Genomic DNA, 21,217 nt, shown 5'->3' on the forward strand with positions numbered 1-21,217 from the left:
TCATGAAAGCATGCTTTCATGATGAAATCTCTCTCTTTACAAATGGTAGCGGTTTATTGGGCTAGTCACAATCACTTTCTAATTTCTCATGAGAACAGCTTATTAGATTTGGGTAACTTTTGAAGACTCTATAGGATACACCTTCATAATTATAAACGTAAAAGATGTTGCTCAAGTCTTTATTTGAAACAAGAATAGTTTCAATTGTTCTTGAAGGCCTTAAATACTCTGTATTTTTGATTTTGATATTATTCATTATTAATTTTTTTCTCAACATCTTCAAGTTAGTGTGGTTTATCTTACCGGCTGTTTTGTTAAAGAATCTCGTTTTGAACTATTATTTGTTTATAATGTTATAAAAAAACTGAATGTAAACAATGGAAACTGGCCTTTACGAACAACTCATTAACAAAGTTATTGAGCTTAAAATAAATCGATTGGACGTCGATACATTTTATATTGACACTACACCTATAGATAAATCCGAAGCCAGTAAAGTTCTCTCTCAATATCTGAGCCAAGTTATTCAATATGCCCTCAATCAAATAAGTGGTAAAGACAGCTTAGAACAGCAAATAAAGATTTCTAATCGCGTCATTAAACTATTAAGTGAAGAAATAGCTGACTCAGACATTGTTGAGAACATCATTACCGCAGAAGCCAACATACTGACAGCCATATTGAGCAAACTAAATGCTGATTATTCTGACTTCAAATCCCACGTCAAGGAAATAACACCCTACACACGACTTTCTTATAGTGAATTATTCACTGGAAATAATGCTGGCATTTCGTTAGAAAGTGAAATTAAAAAAGAAATTTTATCCTCGGATAAGGTTAGTTTTTTAGTTTCATTTATTAAATGGACTGGCATCCGTATCTTTGAAAAAGAACTGACTGAATTCACAAATCGCGGTGGCGAATTAAAAATCATCACGACCTCTTACATGGGCGCCACTGATTTAAAAGCCATTCAATTTTTATCCGGGCTTAAAAATACCGAAATCAAAGTTTCATACAACACCAGCAATGAACGCCTACATGCTAAAGCCTATCTTTTTCATCGCAATACAGGTTTTCATACTGGTTATATTGGCTCATCAAATCTTTCTCGTTCTGCGTTAACGAATGGTCTTGAATGGAATATCAAATTGACCACTCAGGAAGTGAGCCATTTAATTGAAAAATTCAAAAAAACCTTCGAGACTTATTGGGAAGATCGAGAGTTCGAACAGTTTGACAAAGAACAACATTCCGATAAGCTTGGACAAGCACTTAAGCAAGAGCGCTTCGGTTCTAAAAGTTCATTTAATGCAACGACTCTCTTTGACATCAAACCTTACAGTTACCAACTGGAAATCTTAGAAAAACTACAAACCGAGCGACTTGTTCATAATCGAACTAAAAATTTAGTGGTGGCTGCCACTGGCACTGGTAAAACAGTTATATCCGCTTTTGATTTCAAGCAGTTCTATCGTAAAAACCCAGAAGCAAAACTTTTGTTTGTTGCGCATCGACAGGAAATTTTGCAACAAGCCCTAGCGACCTTTCAGGGAGTTTTAAAAGATAATAACTTTGGTGAGCTATGGGTTGGTGGTCTTAAGCCTGAAAGATTTAATCATGTATTCGCATCCGTACAAACACTCAACAATCAAATTGATTCACTTCATTTGGCTTCAGATTATTATGATTTTATTATCATCGATGAGGTTCATCATATTTCAGCCAATAGCTATCGACCCATTTTAAATCACTTTCATCCGAAAATTCTATTTGGCTTAACAGCAACACCTGAAAGGATGGATGGTACTGATATTTTAGAAGACTTTTGCGGCGTGATTGCTGCTGAAATTCGTCTGGCAGAAGCATTAAATCGCAAATTATTATGTCCTTTTCAATATTTTGGCATCACTGACAGTGTGGATTTATCGAATGCGGAGTGGCGAAATGGCAAATACATGCCTTCTGAACTGACCAGGATTTATACTGAAAATGATCGTCGCGTTCGTGACATTATTGATAGTATCGACAAATATCAAAACGATATCCACAATACACGAACTTTAGGATTTTGTGCTTCTCAAGAACATGCACAATATATGGCTGAGAAATTTAATTTAGCCGGACTCAATGCGGATTATCTCATAAGTAAAAACAATCATCTAAGAAACGATATTCGCCAAAAATTTATACAAGGAAAAATTAACTATCTGTTTGTGGTTGATATATTCAATGAAGGTGTTGATATCCCCGAGATTGATACTGTTTTATTTTTAAGACCCACTGAAAGTCTAACTGTCTTCTTACAACAGCTTGGTCGGGGTTTGCGGTTATCAGAAGACAAGGATTGTTTAACGGTATTAGACTTTGTTGGCAACGCGCGCAGCGAATATGACTTTGAAACCAAGTTTCGAGCCATGATAGGTAAAACCAACACGTCAGTCCAAAAAGAACTTAAAGATGATTTCCCCCATCTTCCACTGGGCTGTTCTATCGTTTTAGAGAAAAAAGCCAAAGATATAATTTTAGCCAATATTAAAAATGCCACGAGCTTTCACAAAAACCACCTGATTAAGAAAATCAGAAACTTCAAATATCAAACCGATTTACCATTAACACTCAAAAACTTCATCAACCTCAATCATGTACCTCTTGAGGTTTTGTACAATCGCGATTGTTGGATGCGACTTTTATATTTAGCTGGTGAGCATAAAGAATTTGATTCCAAATATGAGAAAGACATTAAACGTGCCATTTTAAATAAATGGCTTGTTTGTGATTCTTATACATATTTATCGTTTATCCTCGATTTAGCCAAAAATAATTTCCAAGTTAACTTGTCATCACTATCAGATATTGAAAGACAAATGGCTCTGATGCTCCATTATGATGTTTGGTTAGAAAATCATTCGTTTAAAAACCTGGCACAAAGTATTCAAGAAATAGGCACAAACAAAGCTCTGGTCAATGAGATTATTGAAGTATTAGAACTGCTAATCGATAGAATCGACCATCTGGAACAAGATATTGAACTCCCCTATCAGCAACCTTTAAAAATACATAGTCGTTATACCCGTGACCAAATTTTGACCGCTTTTGGTTTCAGCACTTTTGACAAAAAATCCCATAATCGTGAAGGTGTGGCGCTGAATAAAGAAACAAACACAGAACTGCTATTTATTGATTTGCATAAATCTGAAGAAGATTACTCGCCGACCACTTTATACAATGACTATGCCATTAATGACGTATTACTACATTGGCAATCTCAAAATGCCACACGCCCCGATATTGGCAAGGGTTTAGACTATATAAAACACAAAGAAATTGGGCGATACATTTTAATTTTTATCCGCCCTCATAAACGTGATGAATACAATTTAACCATGGGTTATCACTTTTTAGGTAGTGCGGAAATGGTGAAATCTTATGGTTCTAAACCCATGAACATCACTTGGCGGTTACAAGAACCGATGCCAGCTTATTTGCTAAAAGAATCAGCCAAGTTAGCAGTCGGTTAATTCAAATATTTTCCTTGCCAAATCGCTTGGCCATTTCTTTTCGTTTATCAGCCATAAATTGATCAACGTCATAGGCTTTGAGCTGCTCCATAAAGCGTTTGAAGTTGAATTCGACGTCAATCAGTTCTTTGATTTCAGCTTTAAGGGTTTGGTCTTCGCTGGTTAGTAATCGATTAACTTTGTCTTTGGTATAACGAATGCTGTCGTCATAACGGACCATGCCGTTGTCCTCGAGTGGCTCCAAGCCAAATTTTTGACGGCGTTCGTTGACTTTTTGTTGGTAAGATTCTTGCATGGGGTTTTCGCCGCGTTTACGGGCTTTGTAGTCCACGGAATCATCGTACATAAAATCATATTCTTCCGGAAACATCGTAACGTGGAATTTGGATTCAAAGCGATTAAGAATATCGCGGAGTTCTTCGACGGCTTCGAAGAATTCAATTTGTTCGCTGTTGAGGCCGGCCAGTAGCTCGGCGCGTTTTTTTCTTATTTCTTTTTCTAGTCGCTGCATGGTTTTTCTCCTGTTATTAAGTGGATATCAATTAAGTAATTATTGCTGTTTAATTATGGAGATTCTCGTGTGGCCTACAGGGACGTAGGTCTGCAGCGTTAGCAGGGACGCGGTAGCTGCCAAGCACGAGAATGACTGAGCTGTTATTTATCTTTTTTCACACCCGCCAGTCATAAATAACCAACCCAATCTTTTGGGCGTGTTTAAACATATTCTCGGTGCCTTTACCGCCGGGGAATAGGGCGACGGCGTCGGCGTAGTCGGCCATGGCCTGGTTGCGGCGGGGGCCGGCGCCGCGGCCGTAACGTTTCCAGTCGGCTTTGAAGACTTTGATGGGGATGCCTTGTTCAGCGGCCCATTGCTCGCCTTCGGCATCAGCGCCTTGGGCACCGCCGGAGACGACTTCGGTGATGTTGTCGAGCTGATTGAGTTGTTCAATGTCTTTCGGCTTAAAGCGGTAATCACGTCCGCCGGCAATGATGAGTTTCATGGCGTTATTTTTGATTTTTTAAGGAGTTTTGGATTTGAGAACTTTGATGTGTTCCCGACAGTCCTTAGAATACTATGTGACAGCTAGTTATGCCAGCAGAAGTGAACTCGGAAGACGCTGAATACGACCTAATATGTCGTTATAGTTTTAGTAATGATATTTGCATTGCGCGATAATGATTTGATTGTCTGTTACTCGATAAACCAATCGATTTTTGATATCAATCCGTCTTGACCAGTAACCTGACCAATCATGTTTAAGCGGTTCAGGGTCACCAAGACCTTCAAAGGGCGTACGACTGATGCTTTTAATAAGAGTGTTTATTCTTTTGAATTTCTTTTTATCGAGTCTTTGCCAGTCTAAATAGTCTTCCCAAGCCTTTTGGGAAAAGGTGATTTTCATGAATCCAGATCATTTAAATCGATATCAACAACCTTACCAGATTCAATTTCTGCAATAGATTCATTCAGGTTTTGTGCGTTTTTAGGGCTGGCCATGAGATATATTGTTTCTTGCATGGCGTGAAAATCATCCAGACCAATTAAAACCGCAGAAGCCCCTTTTTGGCGTGTAATGAGAACAGGCGAACTGTCTTCATTCACACGATCCAAATATTCGGCCATTGATTTTCGAAAAGATGAGTAGTTGATGGAATCCATGGTTTTTATCACAAATAATTATCATTGTACCTATTTCTGTACGCTTGTCAAATATTCTGATTTGCAGCGAAAAATTTTTGGCAGTGTTCTGTTTGCTTATACATTAATAAAAAGTAGAGATTTAATATTTGGAGAGGACATATGAACAAGCTTGTATTTTTTTTGGTTTTTAGTGCGCTTTCGATGGCGACACAGGCGGCAGTGATTGTTGTTGATCGGGCGGATGATTTAACCACCGGGGGTGATGGTGGCTGTGATTTGCGCGAGGCGGTGAATTCGGCTAATCTGAACTTGGCTTTGGAAGATTGTACGGCCGGGGAAGATAATACACTGGATATTATTTTAATCGATGTCAATCAGCCGATTCAGTTACAGAGTGAAATCGATGTGATTGGTTCTGTCCTGATTGGGCGAATGGGTACGGGGCCGAAAGTTGAAATTATTGCCGGACCCAACAGCCGTCATTTTCATGTTAATCAAAGTGACTGGAACGACGATGATTTTGCCATTGTTAGCTTACATTTAAAAGATGGATTGCGCAGTGATTATGGTGGATCTATTTTGATTGAGGACTCTGGCAAGGTGGAAATTGTGGACAGTGTCTTTGAGAATAATGAAGCGCCGGATGGTGGCGCTATCTTTGCTAACAGCAGTGTGGTGGCGGATTTTAAAATTCAGCGCAATCACTTTATCAATAACCGTGCCGTGGATAACGTTAATAACAATGCCGCCGGCGGGGCGCTTTATGGCAAGAACATTGCGTTAGGTAGTTTACTGATTGAGCAAAATTTATTCCAACATAATGAAGCTGATTTTGGTGGCGCGATTTATCTTAATGATGCCAATGACATCATAAACATCAACCGCAATCGTTTTTATGGCAATATCGCCAATAACCGCGCCGGTGCGATTTATTTTGCGGCTTTAGCCAGTGGCCAAACGTATGCGACCGAACGCAATGTATTTTTAAATAATGTCAGCGATGGTTTAGGTGGTGCTATCTATGGCTTTGGTGCCGGTGGATTAACTGTTGAGATTGTAAACAGCACATTTGGCATGAATTATGCCTCGGAAGGTGGTGCCATCGCCACCATAGGCGGCAATATACAAGTCTATGCGTCCACATTGGCATACAATGCGGCCACCACCGGTGCTCAGGCTTATCAGATCAATGGCGGCACTGTGGCTTTTGCAAAAAGCATTCTCGCCTATGGTCAATTGAGCGCTAACTGTTCAGGCAATATCCAGGCGCATTTGGACAATATTGACGATGATGGTAGTTGTGGCTTTGATACCAATGACGGCAATATCGTTGATGACCCAATGCTATCGGGTTTGATTGAATACAATAATGCCAACCCGGACATTCCGACTTTATTGCCTGGTTTTGAGTTAGCTGCCGATTCACCGGCAATTGATTATGAAGATAATTATTTATGCTGGATTCCACCGGGCGCGGATTTGAATGAAGATCAGAACGGCCAAAGTCGCGAAGTGGACGGTGATAATGACGGTACCGCCAGCTGTGATCTCGGCGCCCTGGAAGCCCCGGCCAACACCGATTTAATCTTTGCCGATAGTCTCGGCGTATTTTAACTGAATTTTCATAGGTCCTCCGAAGGCTAGTGTAGTGTATTGAACTAATATGCCCTATGAGAGACTGCCACAAGTCTCATAGCAAGGCATCGTTTGTAGATAATGGCCATAGTCCTTATCAAGAACGATAACGCAGCAATGAGGCTTGTGGCGGTCTCCCGAAGGGTGAACCCTAAAACAGCCATCTACGGCGTTATGTTTCCTGGCAATAAGACTAACTATTACTGCGAAAACAAGCCTTGTAGCTGACTATTTTATGATTCACTCATAGGGTATATTAGTTCAATACACTACACTAATAGGTGCTTTTTGCACTTGCCGGCCTTTTTTTTTAGCTTAGTTGTCCTGTCTGAATCACCACTGTCGTTACTGAGGATAAACAATGAACAACTTTCTTTGGAGGTCTTATGAATATCCTGGCAACAACATCAATCTGTCGTTTTATCGGCGTAACATTTTTATTTTTTATCGGCTCAACACAGGCACAGGTATGTCGTGTTTCGGTAAATGGCAATACGTCTGCCAGTGGCGCAACCTGGCAACAAACAAAAAACTTGCAATCAGCCTTAAATAACCCTGCTCAATGCCCGGAAATCTGGGTTAAATCGGGCACTTATTACCCCACGGCGAGTGGCAACCGAAACGCCAGCTTCAGGGTTCAGGCAGGGGTTAAAGTATTTGGCGGGTTTTATGGTACGGAAGTCAGCCGAACCCAGCGCGATTATCTGTACAACAAGGCGGTATTATCCGGCAATATCGGTGCATCCGGTGATGCCACCGACAACAGTCGCCATGTGGTTTACTTAGACGGCACCAGCGGCGCACCCATCCAAAACAGCACTGAAATCGATGGTTTTATTATTCGTGACGGTTATGCCGACAACGGTAACGGCGGTGGCATGGTGTGCGAATCTGACGGTACCGGCACCGCCTGTAGCCCGATATTAAGGAATCTGGAATTTATTAATAACGTGGCTGTTTACGGTGGTGCTTTATATAACCAGGGTTTTAATAACGGCGACACCCGGCCGATTATCGAAAACACCGTGTTCAGAAACAACAAAACCTTACCCGGCAACCTCTGGGGCGAAGGTGGGGCGATTTATAACGATGCCAACGGCGGTGTTAGCGGTCCGGTGTTCGGTAATGTCGAGTTTACGAATAATCAGGCAGCGGTCAAAGGTGGCGCCATGTCCAGTCTGGCCAACAATGGCGGCAGAACCCAGCCGGTGGTGTTTAAAGGTACTTTTTCCGGTAATTCAGCCAAACTGGGCGGTGCCATTGCTAACGACAATTTTAATTTATCCACCAGTTCATTATCGCTTTATAACAGCACCTTTGCTAACAACAACAGCCAGGAACACGGCGGCGCCCTATACGTCATGCGCACCACCACTGAACTCAACAACGTCACCCTGGCCAGTAATGGCGCAGCTTTAGCCGGTGGTGGGATTTATATGGGTTACGGTTCCACCACCCTGCGCAACAGCATCCTGTGGGGTAACAGCGCACCATCGGGCGCCCAGTTATTCAATGAGAGCGGTCAGATAACCGCCACGGATAATGTGATTCAAAATGACTGTGCAGGCTTTGGTTCATCAGGAAGCGGTGGCAGTCAGTCTTGTCATAATATTTATACCGGCGACCCGCAACTGGGGAGTTTACAAATGAACCGCGGCTTTACCCAAACCATGCTGCCGGGTATCGGCAGTTCAGCCATTGATAATGGCGACAACGCCACCTGTCGACCCACTGATCAACGCGGGATTGTGCGGCCGCAAAATGGTCAATGCGACATCGGCTCGGTTGAAGTGCTGAATGTCTGTCGGGTTACCATGAATGGTACGCCCACCGGCAATGGCAGCGACTGGGGCGGTCATGCCATGGATCCACAAACCGCCTTGTCTTCACCGACTTGTCACCAAGTGTGGATTAAATCCGGTACCTATTATCCCACTTCCGGCAGTGACCGCAGTGTTTCATTTCAGGTTCAGCCGGGCGTCACCGTTATGGGTGGTTTCGCCGGCACGGAAAACAATCCAAGTGAACGAGATATTCAGAATAACCCGGTGTATTTATCGGGAAATATCGGCAATCCAAACGATGACAGCGATAACAGTTATCATGTCCTATTCCTCGATGGCACCCAGGGTACGAAAATCCTGCCCAATACGGTGATTGCCGATTTAGAAGTTCGGCACGGCTACGGCAGCCTGGGTTCTTTTGACTTTCCCAATAACAGCGGGGCCGGCTTGTTTTGTGACGGTTCAGGCGCCAACAGTGCCTGTAATCCGTATCTAAGCAATATCCGCTTTTTTAACAACCAGGCACCTTCCGGCAGTGGCGGCGCGATGTTTAACCACGCCGACAATAACGGTCAAAGCAGTCCGCAACTGGTGAATATTAAATTCGAAAGTAACAGCGCTTTTAATGGTGGCGCCATGTACAACCACGGCAATCAGGGTGGCGACAGCAGTCCGGTGGTGGTCAATGGCGATTTTTTGAGTAATTCTGCCGCCAACAGCGGTGGTGCGGTGTATAACAATGCCTATGCCGGCACCAGTCGCAGCCAATTTATCTTTGGCCAGTTTAAGCAAAATACAGCTGACTATGGCGGTGCGGTTTATAACAGCGGTCAGGCCGGTGGTATTAACACCGCCAACTTCAAACAACTGACCTTTACCTCCAATCAGGCCAGTTTTGATGGCGGCGCCTTTTACAGTGCTGGCTGGAATAATGGAATGAGCAAGCCCACCTTACAAGACATCACCTTCCGCAGCAATTTAGCACCCCGCGGTGGCGCCATGTTTTTAAATGATTTGGCCGGTAATGGGTCAGCCGATATAAATCGGGTCACCTTCACCCAAAACACAGCCACTGATGGCGGAGCTTTGTATAATGACGGTGAAAATGGTTTCAGCCATCCGACCTTAACCAACGTGACATTTCATAATAATCTGGCCATGGCCAACGGTGGTGCCATTTATAACAATGGCGACAACGGCGCCAGCAGTCCGGATATTCAAAACAGCACGTTTACCGGTAACAACGCCGGTTATGGCGGTGCTATGTACAGCAGCGCCGACCCAACCGGCTCGTCCAGTCCGACCATGCGTCACATTATTATGTGGGACAATGCCGCCACCACAGACGGCGACACCATCTACCATAATCTGGGTGAAAGCAATCTGGACGACAGCATAATACAATACGGCTGTCCGACATCGGGTTTTGGGAATGCCAATTGCAACAACATCATCAACAGCGACCCGCTGTTAGGCAGCTTCGGTTTACATGGCGGAAACACCGAAACCCGTGTGCCGGCAAGCAACAGCCCGGCCATTGATGCCGGTGATAATAATTATTGTCCCGGTGAAGACCAACGGGGTGAATCCAGACCCAAAGGTTTGGCCTGTGATATCGGTTCAGTGGAAGTGGATACCCAGGGACCGACGGATATTATTTTTAAGGACGGGTTTGATTAACATAAATCCAAAGACCGGAAACAGGGCCGCCGTGACAGGCGGCCCTGTTTATTTAAGCAGACTTGAGATTTGTTTAAAGTTTGGATGTTCGGCGGTTTGCATCAGTTCGAATAAAATCATTTCGGTGGAGGTTTTGATGGCACCGGCGTCTTTCATGCGTTCTAAGCCCAATTGCTTATTGGTTGGTGTACGTGAGGATATGGCGTCCTGGTTAATGGCCACCTGATAGCCTTCGTTAATCAAGCCCAAAACGGTTTGGTAGACACAAACATGGGACTCGATACCGGTGACAATGACCTGGTTACGGTCACTGTCCTTGAGGGCTTGCATCACATCATCACAGCCGCAACCGCTAAACGTGATTTTCTCAATGGCTTTATGATTAACTAAATTGTCTTTAATGGCAGCCACGGTGTAGCCCAGACCCTGGGGGTATTGCTCCATCCAGATAATCGGCAGATCTAAAATCTCCGCGGCCTTAATCATGGTGTTTATTTCTTTAACAAGATCATCAGCCTGGTGCATCAAACTCGCCAGGCGACCTTGTACATCGATAATCATCAGGGCTGCGTTTTCAGGTTTAAACATTTTATTCTCCTTTCAGTGAGGACAAGGGCCGCAACCAGGCACCATCAGATATCTTCGCCGGCAATTGATTGCGTGTCTGATCAGCGGCTTCACGACTTGGGTAATGACCATAAATAACCACCCACCACGGCGCGCCATTGGCTTGGGTTTCGACAATCCGGTAATCCTGGTCAGTTAATTGCTGTTGTTGGATAAAAGCTTCGAGGTTTTGTTGGTTAGCGACACCGATAATTTGAATGGTCCAGTGATCGGGATAGCGTGCGAACCAATTATCACCGGCATAGTCGGGACTTTGGCTGGTGGTTTCAAGTTGGTCAGCTTTTGCAACCTGGTCATTCTCTGACAATTCAGTTTCGCGCTGTTCCGGTTCCGCCGCAACAGTAGCCTGGGGTGATTGTTCGGTAATCTCATCTTCCGGTGTTTCAGCCATGGGGTTGAGAACCGGCTTAGCCGGTGCGGTATCGGTCATGTTTTCAACACCTTGTGGTGGATCCAATGGATTTATCGGATTAATCTCAGTTAAATCTGTGGCTTCATCAGCATGTAAAGCGGCTTCTGTTTTGATTTTCTCGATGACCTCCGTGGGTTTTTCACTGCCTTTTGGGGCGCACACCCAACGATCTTCAGCAGCATAACACACCACTTCAGCCCGCTCACTGTCTGCCACCGGAGTGGTGTCGTTTTCAGGGATGTCCTGAGCGTAAAGCAGTCCGCTGAAAAAAAGCAGTACAAACAACTGGCTTGTGCTTGTTAACAGTTTCATGACTTTTCTCCTTCACGACAGGCATCAATGGATTCTGCAATCACGGCTTCGGGTATGACTTCAGCGATAAAGGCATCACCCATACCACGCATAAGGATTAAGCGGTGTTGTCCTGAGTGTACTTTTTTATCTAATCGCATGGCGTTAATTATCGCATCTGAGGTGTATTTATCCGGCAATATACAGGGCAAATCGAAGGCTTCAATTAAATCAATAAATTGTTGCTTTAAACCCAATGCTGCATGGCCTAATCGCTCCGATAAATCCGCCGCCATCACCAGGCCCAAAGCCACAGCCTCTCCATGTAAATAGCGATAATCACTGACATTTTCAATGGCATGGCCAAAGGTGTGGCCCAAATTTAACAAGGCACGCATGCCCTGCTCTTTTTCATCATCGCGGACAATCTCGGCCTTAAAGCGACAACATTCAGCGATTAAATGCTGCATCGCAGCCTGGTCCTGTTGCTTAACAGCCAGGCGATTATCCTGTAACCAAGTGTAAAATTCAGGCTGATTAATGCCGGCGTATTTAATCGCTTCGCCGATGCCCGCATTAAATTCCCGTGGCGGTAAAGTTTGTAATGTGGCGATATTAATGAGCACCGCCTGTGGCTGATGAAACGCGCCGATGAGGTTTTTCCCGGCGGCATGATTAACCCCGGTTTTACCGCCCACCGAAGCATCAATTTGTGCCAATAAACTGGTGGGTACCTGAACAAAATCCACGCCTCGCATCCAGCTGGCCGCGGCAAAGCCGGTGATGTCGCAAATGATACCGCCGCCCACCGCCACCAGGGCGTCATTACGGGTAAAGCCGTTTTCAGCAAGGGCATTTAAAATCTTTTGCCAACTGTCGGAGTTTTTATGTTTTTCACCGGCGCCAATCACGCATTCATGTACCTCGTAATCGCTGAACTCGGTGCGCAACGGCTCCAGGTATAAAGGCGCGACATGGTCATCGCTGACCAGCATGATTTTCGAGGCTTTTAAACGGTCACGAATGTCAGCGACATGAAAGGCCTGTTGATCAATGATAATCGGGTACTGTTTGCCGGGTATATCGAGGCTCAATGTCTGCATAATTTATCTGTCTCTGGTCAAATAGTCGGCAATTTTTTGTGCCATGCCATAGGCACTGTTGCGGCCACTGGCAAAGCTTAAATCAGCAACAGATTCATATAAGGGATTGCGTTCTTTAGCCAGTTTCATCAGCCGTTCACGCCGTCCGGCGCCTTGCAGCAGTGGCCGTTGTTTGTCACGCTTTAGTCGCTTTAACTGGTGTTTAACCGCGGTTTTTAAATACACCACGGTATGCGGGGTTTGCGCTAACAGTTGACGGTTTTCATCAGTCACAACCACCCCGCCCCCGGTGGCAATAATACAATTTTCACGTTGTAATAATTCGGTCAGCATGGCGGTTTCGCGTAACCTGAAACCGGCTTCTTTTTCGATATCGAAAATTAAATTAACTGGCACACCGGTGCGTTTTTCCAGTTCCTGATCCACATCACAAAAGGTTTTGCCCAGGCGCATGGCCAGTTGTTTCCCGACGGTTGTTTTGCCGGCACCCATGGGGCCGATCAGTATGATGTTGGCGTTTTTTTTAAGCGGCATAATCCCTGTCGTTTGATTTGTCGTCATTGTAGCATGGTGATTAGCGGTCATTTTTTAAATTAAACTCAAAATCCGATTTAATCTAATCGTTCAGTATGGACATCATCCGCAAAAATCAGACGATCCAGTAAAGCCTCCGCCCGATCCCGTTTGTCATCCGGCAGATTAAGTGAAGTTAAGCTTAAAAATCCCGGGATTTGATTTTCAGCAATGCCACCCAGCGCCTGGCCACTGGCTTGAGCACCTCCGATCATGGCCTGTTGCCACAACCAGCTGCCGGCATGCGGCTGCTTCTCATCACTGCACACCACCCGCTTACGTAAAGACAGGCGCTGCGAATAGGCCAGCATTTGCAGTTCTTCGGCCGGATTAATTTTTACGTTACTGTCTGAACCGATGGCCCATCGGCCATTGTGGTTCTTATAATGATCAAGCGGAAAAATACCATCGCCTAAATTGGCTTCAGTCAGCGGGCATAAGCCGGCCGCCGCACCGGACCCCGCCAATCCCTGAGTTTCCTGTTCGGTCATGTGGGTGGCATGAATCAGACACCAACGTTTATTCACGTCGAAGTTATCCAGCAACCAGGCCACCGGCGTTTGACCGTATATTTCTTGGCATTGTTTCACTTCAGCGGTTTGTTCGGCAATATGAATATGCACCGGCGCATCTTTGGGTGAAGCGTTTAACACCGTGTGCATTTGTTCAGGGCTCACGGCTCTTAGTGAATGAAAACAGATGCCCAGTCGCTGCTGTGGTTTGAGTTTCTTGTCTAAATACGCGTACAGTTCCAGATACTCATCGGTGTTTAATGAAAACCGTTGTTGCTCATCTAATAACGGCTTATCGCCAAACCCTGAATAACTGTATAAAACCGGCAGTAAAGTGATCGGCAGACCAACCTCATCCGCCGCTTTTAATATGGCTTCGGCCTGGGCATGGGTGTTACTCGGATCATTTAAATCCCGGTGCACATAATGAAATTCACAAACCGATGCATAACCGCGGTCTTTCATGCTTTGAAAAGTGGATTTGGCGATTTGATAAAAATCATCCACATCCATGGCGTTGGCCAATGAATACATCAGCTCTCGCCACGACCAGAAATCATCATCTTCACGCAAACGGTATTCGCTGCAACCGGCCATGGCGCGCTGGAACACATGGCTGTGGATATTGGGTAAGGCCGGAATCACCACCGCCGCTTTTTTATCACCCGGTTCAGCACTAACGTCACAATCAACGGATTGAATCAGATCATTTTCTACCACCACCCGGACATTTTTGGCCCAGCCCTCGGGTAATAAAGCCTGCTGAAAAAAATAGTTTGTCATTGGTTATAATGTGATTTTCAATACATTCATTGTCAAATAGAACCGCCATGAACTCAACGAAAAAATGCGACCTTTTAATTAAACACGCCACCATCGCCACCTGCAGTGACTTACAGGCGGTGGATGAATTGCTGGACGATGCCGCGGTGGCCATCAGCGATGGCGTGATTCAATGGATTGGCTCATCAGCCCAGAGCGAACAGTTTAGTTGCGATGAAGTCTATGAGTTACAGGGTGAATTATTGACCCCCGCCTTGATTGATTGTCACACCCATCTGGTGTTTGGCGGCTCGCGGGCTGATGAATTCGCCGATCGTTTAGCCGGTGTCTCTTATGAAGCCATCGCCAAAGCCGGCGGCGGTATTTTATCCACCGTTAAAGCCACCCGTGAAGCCAGCTTTGAAGACTTAGAAATGGCTGCCATACAGCGTTTACTGCATTTAAAATCTCAGGGCGTGACCACGGTGGAAATTAAATCCGGTTACGGCCTGGATGTGGATAATGAAATCAAAATGCTGAAAGTCGCTCGCGCTGCCGGTGAAGCCGCCGAAGTCGATGTCAAAACCACCTTACTCGCCGCCCACGCCTTACCGCCGGAATATAAAGACAATCGCAGTGGTTACATCGATCTCATCTGCAAAGAACTGATCCCGAAAGTCGCCAAAGACAAACTCGCCGATGCCGTGGATGCCTTTTGTGAAGGCATTGGCTTTAGCCCCGATGAAACCCGCCAGGTGTTCGATGCCGCCGCCCGTTGGGGTTTGCCGGTAAAACTGCATGCCGACCAACTCAGTGATTTAGGCGGTGCCGGTCTGGTGGCCGAATACAGCGGTTTATCCGCCGATCATGTGGAATACACCTCACTTAAAAGCATTAAAGCCATGGCCGAACATGACACCGTGGCAACTTTACTACCCTACGCCTTTTACGCCCTGCAAGAAAAACAAAAACCACCGATTACCGCATTCCGCAAACACGGCGTCGCCATGGCCATCGCCACCGACTGCAACCCCGGCACCGCGCCCACCACCAATATCCTGCAATGCCTGCACATGGCCTGCACCCAATTCGGCCTCACCATCCCCGAAGCCTGGCTCGGCGTCACCCTCAACGCCGCCAAAGCCTTAGGTCTGAGCGATACAAAAGGCAGCATCGAAGTCGGCAAACAAGCCCACTTAGTCCACTGGCAAGCCCACAAACCGTCGGATATTGTGTATTGGCAAGGCGAGAATCCGGTGATTGGGGTTTTTAAGTGATTAACCCATTCAGTCATTATCACTTCCTACCCCAACATCTGAAACGCTATACCTGTCCACCAAATGAGCAGTTTAGCCAAATCTTCAAATCATCATCCACATGGGCCAAGCTTAATTGAAATTAAAAATATATATTTTGACTTTTTTTGAAAATTAAATTAACCTTAAATGAGTCTTTTATGGGGGGAAGATTATGGCAATTTTTTTGCTCAAAAACCCCGATTATTTTCACTGCTTTGTGTTTTTGGAGTTCGTATGATTCGTGGGTTGAAAATTTTTATTCTATTGGTCATAGTTCTGGCCGCTTTTAACAGTCAGGCTCAAAATCGCTTCTACCACGTCTATGTGGACACGGATAATAACCCAGGTACGGGTTGCAACGTTAATCTACCGGCCTTCTCCACAGCCATTAATGGTGCTGACGGTCGTTTAACCATTACCACCGATAGCAGCCAACCACCTAACATTACCAACACCCTTTATCACAATTGCGCAGGCACAACCTTTGATACGGGTACATCGATAAATCCGGCGGCTTTGGGCTTAAACACCGGTTTAAACAACGAGGATGTGTTTGAAGTCGGCATTAACCGTTCGACCATGAATGCCAGTGCTTCTCGAGCAGTGGTTATCTATTACGCCACCGAATCTGACATCGCTTCTGATATTGTCCTCACCAATGTTGACGGAAATCCGATTATTTTAGGAATGGCTTTACCGGTGCCGGCCATTGGGTTAGTGGCAGTGTTTATTTTGTTAATTGGATTCTTGATGATATCCAGACACCATATTAACAGTAAACTTTCGGTGGTGATTGTGTTGGTGGCCTGTTCTTCATTGGCCTGGGCGGTGCAAATTGTTGTCGATGGTCAAACCGCTGACTGGAGTGGTGTGACACCGGCCAACACCGATCCCATTAATGATACCTCAGCGCCGGGCAGTTACGCCGATTTAACCAACGTCTTCTTCACTTCTCACAATGATGACGTTTATTTCCGCATGGATGTGGTGGATGTGGAAAACCAGGCGCCGGTGGCGAATAACCTGAGCGACACGACACTGGAAGACAATCCGATTACGCTCACCGTCACCGGTTCAGATGGCGACAGTGACCCACTCACATTCAGCGTTAACAGCCCGCCCGCTAACGGCAGTTTAAGCGCTTTTACTGTGGTCAACAGCACCACATCAACCGTGGTTTACACACCGAATGCAGATTTTAACGGCAATGATTCGTTCACCTTTGTCGCTAACGACGGCCAGGTTAATTCAGCACCGGCGAGTGCCAATGTAACCATTACGGCAGTTAATGACGCGCCCACCTTTACTTCCGGTGGTAATGTCACTCACCTGGAAACCGGCGGACCCTATAGCCAGATTTGGGCAACGAATATTTCACCCGGTGCACCGAATGAAACAGGTCAAACTTTATCTTTTACTATACTAAGTAATGATAACAGCGCACTGTTTAGCACCCAACCCACCATTGATGCATCGGGCACACTGAATTTTGAAGCCGCAACAGATGCCAGTGGCACAGCCAATTTAACCCTGAATTTATCCGATGATGGCGGTACGGCTAATGGGGGTGCGGACACTTCTGCCACTGTGGGCCTAACCATCACCATTACGGATGTCAATGATCCACCTTCATTTACGGCAGGTCCTGACCAAACCAATAACGAAGACGCCGGTGCCACAACGGTAAATGGTTGGGCAACGGGTATTTCAGCCGGTCCGCCCGATGAAGCCGGCCAGACCCTGACCTTTAATATAACGGCCAATGATAATCCGTCTTTGTTCTCTGCCGGCCCCTCGGTGGCCGCCAATGGTGATTTAAGTTACACACCGGCGCCTGATGCCAATGGTGTGGCCAATATCACCTTAGAACTCATGGACGATGGCGGTACCGCCAATGGCGGCAATGACACCTCACCGCCTCAATCATTTATAATTACCGTTACAGCGGTGAATGATCCACCTGTTTTCACACTGGGTGCCGACCAGAACATTCTCGAGGATAGTGGCGCCCAAACAGTCAATGGTTGGGCCACCGGTATTGCACCCGGACCCGCGGATGAAGCGTCTCAAACAGTCAGCTTTACCGTGACAAATAACAATAATGCACTGTTTGTTGTACAGCCTGCTCTGGATGCTGCCGGTAATTTAAGTTATACACCGGCACCGGATGCCAACGGTTCAGCCGTGGTGACCGTAACCGCCTCAGACGATGGCGGCACAGCCAATGGCGGCCAGGATACATCAGCACCGCAAAATTTCACCATCAATATCGCAGATGTCAATGATGCCCCCTCATTTACATACGGTGGCAATCCGCCCGCCAGCAACGAAGACGGCGGTCCTCAATCATTGGCCTGGGCATCGGCCATTTCGGCAGGCCCCGCCAATGAATCGGGACAAACCCTGAGCTTTATGCTGACCCAAACCAGCATCGATGCAACCTTGTCTTTTGCCGTGCCCCCGTCAGTCAACAGCACCACCGGACAGGTGGAATACACCGCTGATGCCAACGCTTTTGGCAGTGCCAGTTATGATGTGATGTTGATGGATGATGGCGGCACCGCAAATGGTGGTGTTGACACAAGCAGTCCGCCGGTTACTCTCACCATCACCGTTAATCCGGTTAATGACGCCCCCACAGTGACTCCACCGGGACCTTTTTCGGTGACACCCAATATCCGTATTGCCATTGCCGATGGTGCCAATGATTTATTGGCCGGTGCCAGCGATGTGGAGGGTACTGCTTTAAACATTCAGGGCAGCGGTACCATCATCACTGTGAATAATGGTACTGTAACCGTGAATACCGGTAACGGAGCGTTTAGTTATGATCCACCCCCCGGATTTACCGGCACTGACAGCTTTCAATATCAGGTCTGTGATAATGGCATACCCTTACCCGCAGCCTGCAGTACGCCGGCCACCGTTAATCTCAATGTGACCGGCAATGTGGTGTGGTTTATTGACAACAGCGCTTCAGCCGGTGGCAACGGCACTTTAATGTCACCTTTTGATAGTTTGGCTGCCTTTAATGGATCAGCCACACCGGCAGACGGTGATTATATTTATTTAGCCGCAGGCATCTACAATGAAGCCGGTATTACACTGGCCAATAACCAGGTTCTATTCGGCCAGGGAACAACCGGAACGTTTGACAGTGTTGCCGGCATCACACCGCCGGCCTATAGTGTTGCCCGACCCAGTTTGGGCGGCCCCAACCCGCTGATAACCAGTTCTGCTGACGGTGTCAGTTTAGCACTTAATAACACCATTCGAGGGGTCGATATTGGCAACACCACAGGCTATGGAATCAGTGGCGGCACAGCCGGTAACCTGAACATTTCTGAAACCAGTATCAGCGGCAATGGCGGCGCAATAAACATAAGTACCAGTGCGGCTTTTGCCAACAATGTTCAATTAGATGAATTAAGCTCCAATAGCAACAGTTCATCGGCGCTTTCCCTCAACGGTGTCAGCGGCACCCTGGCAATTTCTGCCGCAACAGCCGGTATTACCAATGGATCCGCACTTCCTGCAATTGAAATAATTGGCGGTACATTAACCATGAGTTATCCGGGCAATATAAACAACACAGCCGGACGTTCAGTCAATATAACCTCAAACTCCGGTGGCACGGTCAGTTTTACAGGTGCCCTTGTTGACAGCGGTACAGGCATCAATCTGGCGAATAATGGCGGCCAAACAGTTAATTTTTCCAACATCGATTTAGACACCGCCGGCAACGCCGCATTCACAGCATCTAACGGTGGTACGCTCAATGTAACCGGCACCAACACCATTGACACCACCACCGGTGTGGCTGTTGATTTGCAAAACGTTTCAATCGGTGCCTCGGGGATGACATTTAATCAGGTGAATGTCAATGGCGCCACGTCCGGCATTGTATTAGACACCATCACAGGTGCCGGTCAGTTCAGAATAACCGGCACCGGCACCACGGCAGGCAGTGGTGGCACCATTCAAAATAACAGTACCAGTGGTTTTACGGCCATGAATACCAGTAACATTGATTTAAGAAACATGAATTTCACCAACAGTGCCAATGAATCTCCCGGTTGTTTGGCGGATGTGAGTGGCGTCACAGGTGTGTGTCATGCAGCCATTGAATTGGTGAATTCGAGTAACATCAACCTTGTTAATACAGTGATTGATGGCAATGGCGATGCCTCCGATGAGCTGGGCATATTCGGTCAAAATGTAACCCATTTTGATATGGACGGCGTTACCGTTCAAAATGTCTCAGATGATCTCAATGAGCATGGTATCTATGTGGTCAATTTATCAGGTTCAGGTGCTCAACAAAGCCGGTGGCAAAACCTCACCGTTAACAACACCGTTGGTGACACCGCCGTGTTGGTGGTTCAAAACACTGGAACAGGCAGTTTAGTGATTGATGGCAACTCAACGCTATCGAATGCCCGTGAAGGTGGTTTTGAAGCCAGAACAACAACGGCTGCCGCCAACTTAACGGTCACACTCGGTGATGCTTCAGCGGTTGGTGTTGGTGATACCTTACTAATCGAAAACACCAACACCGGGGCGCTGTTTGTAGCCAACAACGGAACCATAACAGCCAATGTTAGAAACAGCCTATTACAACCGGGCGCCGGTGTGGCCTCCATTTCAAGACCGGGCTCCGGCACCAATGGCCTGATGTTTGTGGGTATTTCAGCTCAGTCAGTTGGTACCACGGCCCTGGCCACATTAAATGCAACCGGCAATGACAATACCCAGGACGATGGTGGCTCAAACGGTACCGGTAAATCAAACAATGCTCTAAGCGGATCAAGAAACATCAGCGGTCTTATCAATGACAATATAATCGTATCAAATGATGAATATGTCCGTGGCTTCTTCTCTAACTTTACCGGTGTCGGTAACTTAGCCGCCAACACCATCACCATTGACAATAACACCATAAACATGACTGGTTCCGGTGGCAATGAAACCATTGTGGGTGTTGAGTACCGGGCTTCTAACAGTAACGGAGAACTGTCAGTCACCACCACCAATAACACCATTTTTTCTGCCGGTGATAATGGCTTTTCAGGTGGCATATTTGCCCTGGCCGGGAATACCGGAACGGGGCACAATAATGTTCTTTGTACCGATATTATTGGCAATGATGCCTCGGCACCAAATGCAATTGGGGTCGATGGCGAAGATTATGGGTTTGTGTCTTTCACAGGCACAGTATTTCAACTTGAAAATCCCACTGTGGGGGCCTTAACCGAAGCACAAATTGACAATCACATCATCAGCAATGATTCAGGCGCCAGTCTTGCGACAGATGTTAATGTGTTTAATGTCGGCGGTGCATTCACCGGGGTCACCAGCAGTTGTCCACAATAATAAA

14 protein-coding genes are annotated in these 21,217 nt (G+C 46.2%); 5 read left to right on the top strand and 9 right to left on the bottom strand.

Annotated elements, in window-relative coordinates; genetic code table 11:
* Positions 1–377: 377 nt before the first annotated feature.
* A complete protein-coding gene (locus IEV16_RS02070; RefSeq protein WP_188364016.1) occupies positions 378–3,521 on the top strand; it encodes a DUF3427 domain-containing protein in 3,144 nt (1,047 codons plus the stop codon).
* A 1-nt stretch (position 3,522) separates the two neighbouring features.
* Here IEV16_RS02070 and IEV16_RS02075 read toward each other — a convergent pair whose 3' ends face one another.
* From IEV16_RS02075 to IEV16_RS02090, 4 genes are all read right to left on the bottom strand, one after another.
* Positions 3,523–4,032: a hypothetical protein gene (locus IEV16_RS02075; protein WP_188364017.1), complete on the bottom strand. Its 510-nt coding sequence runs from the start codon at positions 4,030–4,032 to the stop codon at positions 3,523–3,525.
* A 157-nt stretch (positions 4,033–4,189) separates the two neighbouring features.
* Positions 4,190–4,522, bottom strand: coding sequence for a DUF2493 domain-containing protein (locus IEV16_RS02080; RefSeq protein WP_188364018.1), 333 nt, complete (start codon positions 4,520–4,522; stop codon positions 4,190–4,192).
* Positions 4,523–4,669: 147 nt separating this feature from the next.
* Positions 4,670–4,924 carry a Txe/YoeB family addiction module toxin gene (locus IEV16_RS02085; RefSeq protein WP_188364019.1) on the bottom strand — a complete coding sequence of 85 codons (255 nt, stop codon included), beginning with the start codon at positions 4,922–4,924 and terminating at the stop codon, positions 4,670–4,672.
* Positions 4,921–5,181 (bottom strand): type II toxin-antitoxin system Phd/YefM family antitoxin, encoded by a 261-nt coding sequence (locus tag IEV16_RS02090; RefSeq protein ID WP_188364020.1) that lies wholly within the window; start codon positions 5,179–5,181, stop codon positions 4,921–4,923. The genes IEV16_RS02085 and IEV16_RS02090 overlap by 4 nt, the downstream gene beginning before the upstream one ends.
* A gap of 141 nt (positions 5,182–5,322) precedes the next feature.
* Here IEV16_RS02090 and IEV16_RS02095 point away from each other — a divergent pair, with 141 nt between their 5' ends.
* Positions 5,323–6,777, top strand: coding sequence for a choice-of-anchor Q domain-containing protein (locus IEV16_RS02095; RefSeq protein WP_188364021.1), 1,455 nt, complete (start codon positions 5,323–5,325; stop codon positions 6,775–6,777).
* A 407-nt stretch (positions 6,778–7,184) separates the two neighbouring features.
* Positions 7,185–10,262 carry a choice-of-anchor Q domain-containing protein gene (locus tag IEV16_RS02100; protein ID WP_188364022.1) on the top strand — a complete coding sequence of 1,026 codons (3,078 nt, stop codon included), beginning with the start codon at positions 7,185–7,187 and terminating at the stop codon, positions 10,260–10,262.
* A 48-nt stretch (positions 10,263–10,310) separates the two neighbouring features.
* On the opposite strand, the gene IEV16_RS02105 is transcribed toward IEV16_RS02100, so the two are convergent.
* The 5 genes from IEV16_RS02105 to hutF all read right to left on the bottom strand — a co-directional run bounded on the left by IEV16_RS02105 (position 10,311) and on the right by hutF (position 14,563).
* Positions 10,311–10,850 carry a hydrolase gene (locus IEV16_RS02105; protein ID WP_188364023.1) on the bottom strand — a complete coding sequence of 180 codons (540 nt, stop codon included), beginning with the start codon at positions 10,848–10,850 and terminating at the stop codon, positions 10,311–10,313.
* A 1-nt stretch (position 10,851) separates the two neighbouring features.
* A complete protein-coding gene (locus IEV16_RS02110; RefSeq protein WP_188364024.1) occupies positions 10,852–11,613 on the bottom strand; it encodes an SPOR domain-containing protein in 762 nt (253 codons plus the stop codon).
* A complete protein-coding gene (aroB, locus tag IEV16_RS02115; RefSeq protein WP_188364025.1) occupies positions 11,610–12,695 on the bottom strand; it encodes a 3-dehydroquinate synthase in 1,086 nt (361 codons plus the stop codon). Before aroB ends, IEV16_RS02110 begins: the two co-directional genes overlap by 4 nt.
* A gap of 3 nt (positions 12,696–12,698) precedes the next feature.
* Positions 12,699–13,229: a shikimate kinase gene (locus IEV16_RS02120; protein WP_188364026.1), complete on the bottom strand. Its 531-nt coding sequence runs from the start codon at positions 13,227–13,229 to the stop codon at positions 12,699–12,701.
* Positions 13,230–13,306: 77 nt separating this feature from the next.
* Positions 13,307–14,563 (bottom strand): formimidoylglutamate deiminase, encoded by a 1,257-nt coding sequence (hutF, locus tag IEV16_RS02125; RefSeq protein WP_188364027.1) that lies wholly within the window; start codon positions 14,561–14,563, stop codon positions 13,307–13,309.
* Between the two features lie 47 nt (positions 14,564–14,610).
* Between hutF and hutI the strand changes: the two genes are divergently transcribed.
* Complete coding sequence (gene hutI / locus IEV16_RS02130; RefSeq protein WP_188364028.1) at positions 14,611–15,819, top strand: imidazolonepropionase; 1,209 nt, start codon at positions 14,611–14,613, stop codon at positions 15,817–15,819.
* Between the two features lie 255 nt (positions 15,820–16,074).
* On the top strand, positions 16,075–21,213 hold the full coding sequence (locus tag IEV16_RS02135; protein ID WP_188364029.1) for a beta strand repeat-containing protein: 5,139 nt from the start codon (positions 16,075–16,077) through the stop codon (positions 21,211–21,213).
* The last annotated feature ends 4 nt before the right edge of the window (positions 21,214–21,217 follow it).

Source organism: Marinicella pacifica (assembly GCF_014636635.1).
In the GTDB taxonomy this organism is placed as follows: Bacteria; Pseudomonadota; Gammaproteobacteria; order Xanthomonadales; family Marinicellaceae; genus Marinicella; species Marinicella pacifica.

Coding starts and splice junctions, on each gene's coding strand:
- IEV16_RS02120 (WP_188364026.1), bottom strand. CDS start 13,229: ATGCCGCTTAAAAAAAACGCCAACATCATACTGATCGGCCCCATGGGT.
- aroB (WP_188364025.1), bottom strand. CDS start 12,695: ATGCAGACATTGAGCCTCGATATACCCGGCAAACAGTACCCGATTATC.
- IEV16_RS02100 (WP_188364022.1), top strand. CDS start 7,185: ATGAATATCCTGGCAACAACATCAATCTGTCGTTTTATCGGCGTAACA.
- IEV16_RS02070 (WP_188364016.1), top strand. CDS start 378: ATGGAAACTGGCCTTTACGAACAACTCATTAACAAAGTTATTGAGCTT.
- hutI (WP_188364028.1), top strand. CDS start 14,611: ATGAACTCAACGAAAAAATGCGACCTTTTAATTAAACACGCCACCATC.
- IEV16_RS02105 (WP_188364023.1), bottom strand. CDS start 10,850: ATGTTTAAACCTGAAAACGCAGCCCTGATGATTATCGATGTACAAGGT.
- hutF (WP_188364027.1), bottom strand. CDS start 14,563: ATGACAAACTATTTTTTTCAGCAGGCTTTATTACCCGAGGGCTGGGCC.
- IEV16_RS02110 (WP_188364024.1), bottom strand. CDS start 11,613: ATGAAACTGTTAACAAGCACAAGCCAGTTGTTTGTACTGCTTTTTTTC.
- IEV16_RS02095 (WP_188364021.1), top strand. CDS start 5,323: ATGAACAAGCTTGTATTTTTTTTGGTTTTTAGTGCGCTTTCGATGGCG.
- IEV16_RS02090 (WP_188364020.1), bottom strand. CDS start 5,181: ATGGATTCCATCAACTACTCATCTTTTCGAAAATCAATGGCCGAATAT.
- IEV16_RS02075 (WP_188364017.1), bottom strand. CDS start 4,032: ATGCAGCGACTAGAAAAAGAAATAAGAAAAAAACGCGCCGAGCTACTG.
- IEV16_RS02080 (WP_188364018.1), bottom strand. CDS start 4,522: ATGAAACTCATCATTGCCGGCGGACGTGATTACCGCTTTAAGCCGAAA.
- IEV16_RS02085 (WP_188364019.1), bottom strand. CDS start 4,924: ATGAAAATCACCTTTTCCCAAAAGGCTTGGGAAGACTATTTAGACTGG.
- IEV16_RS02135 (WP_188364029.1), top strand. CDS start 16,075: ATGATTCGTGGGTTGAAAATTTTTATTCTATTGGTCATAGTTCTGGCC.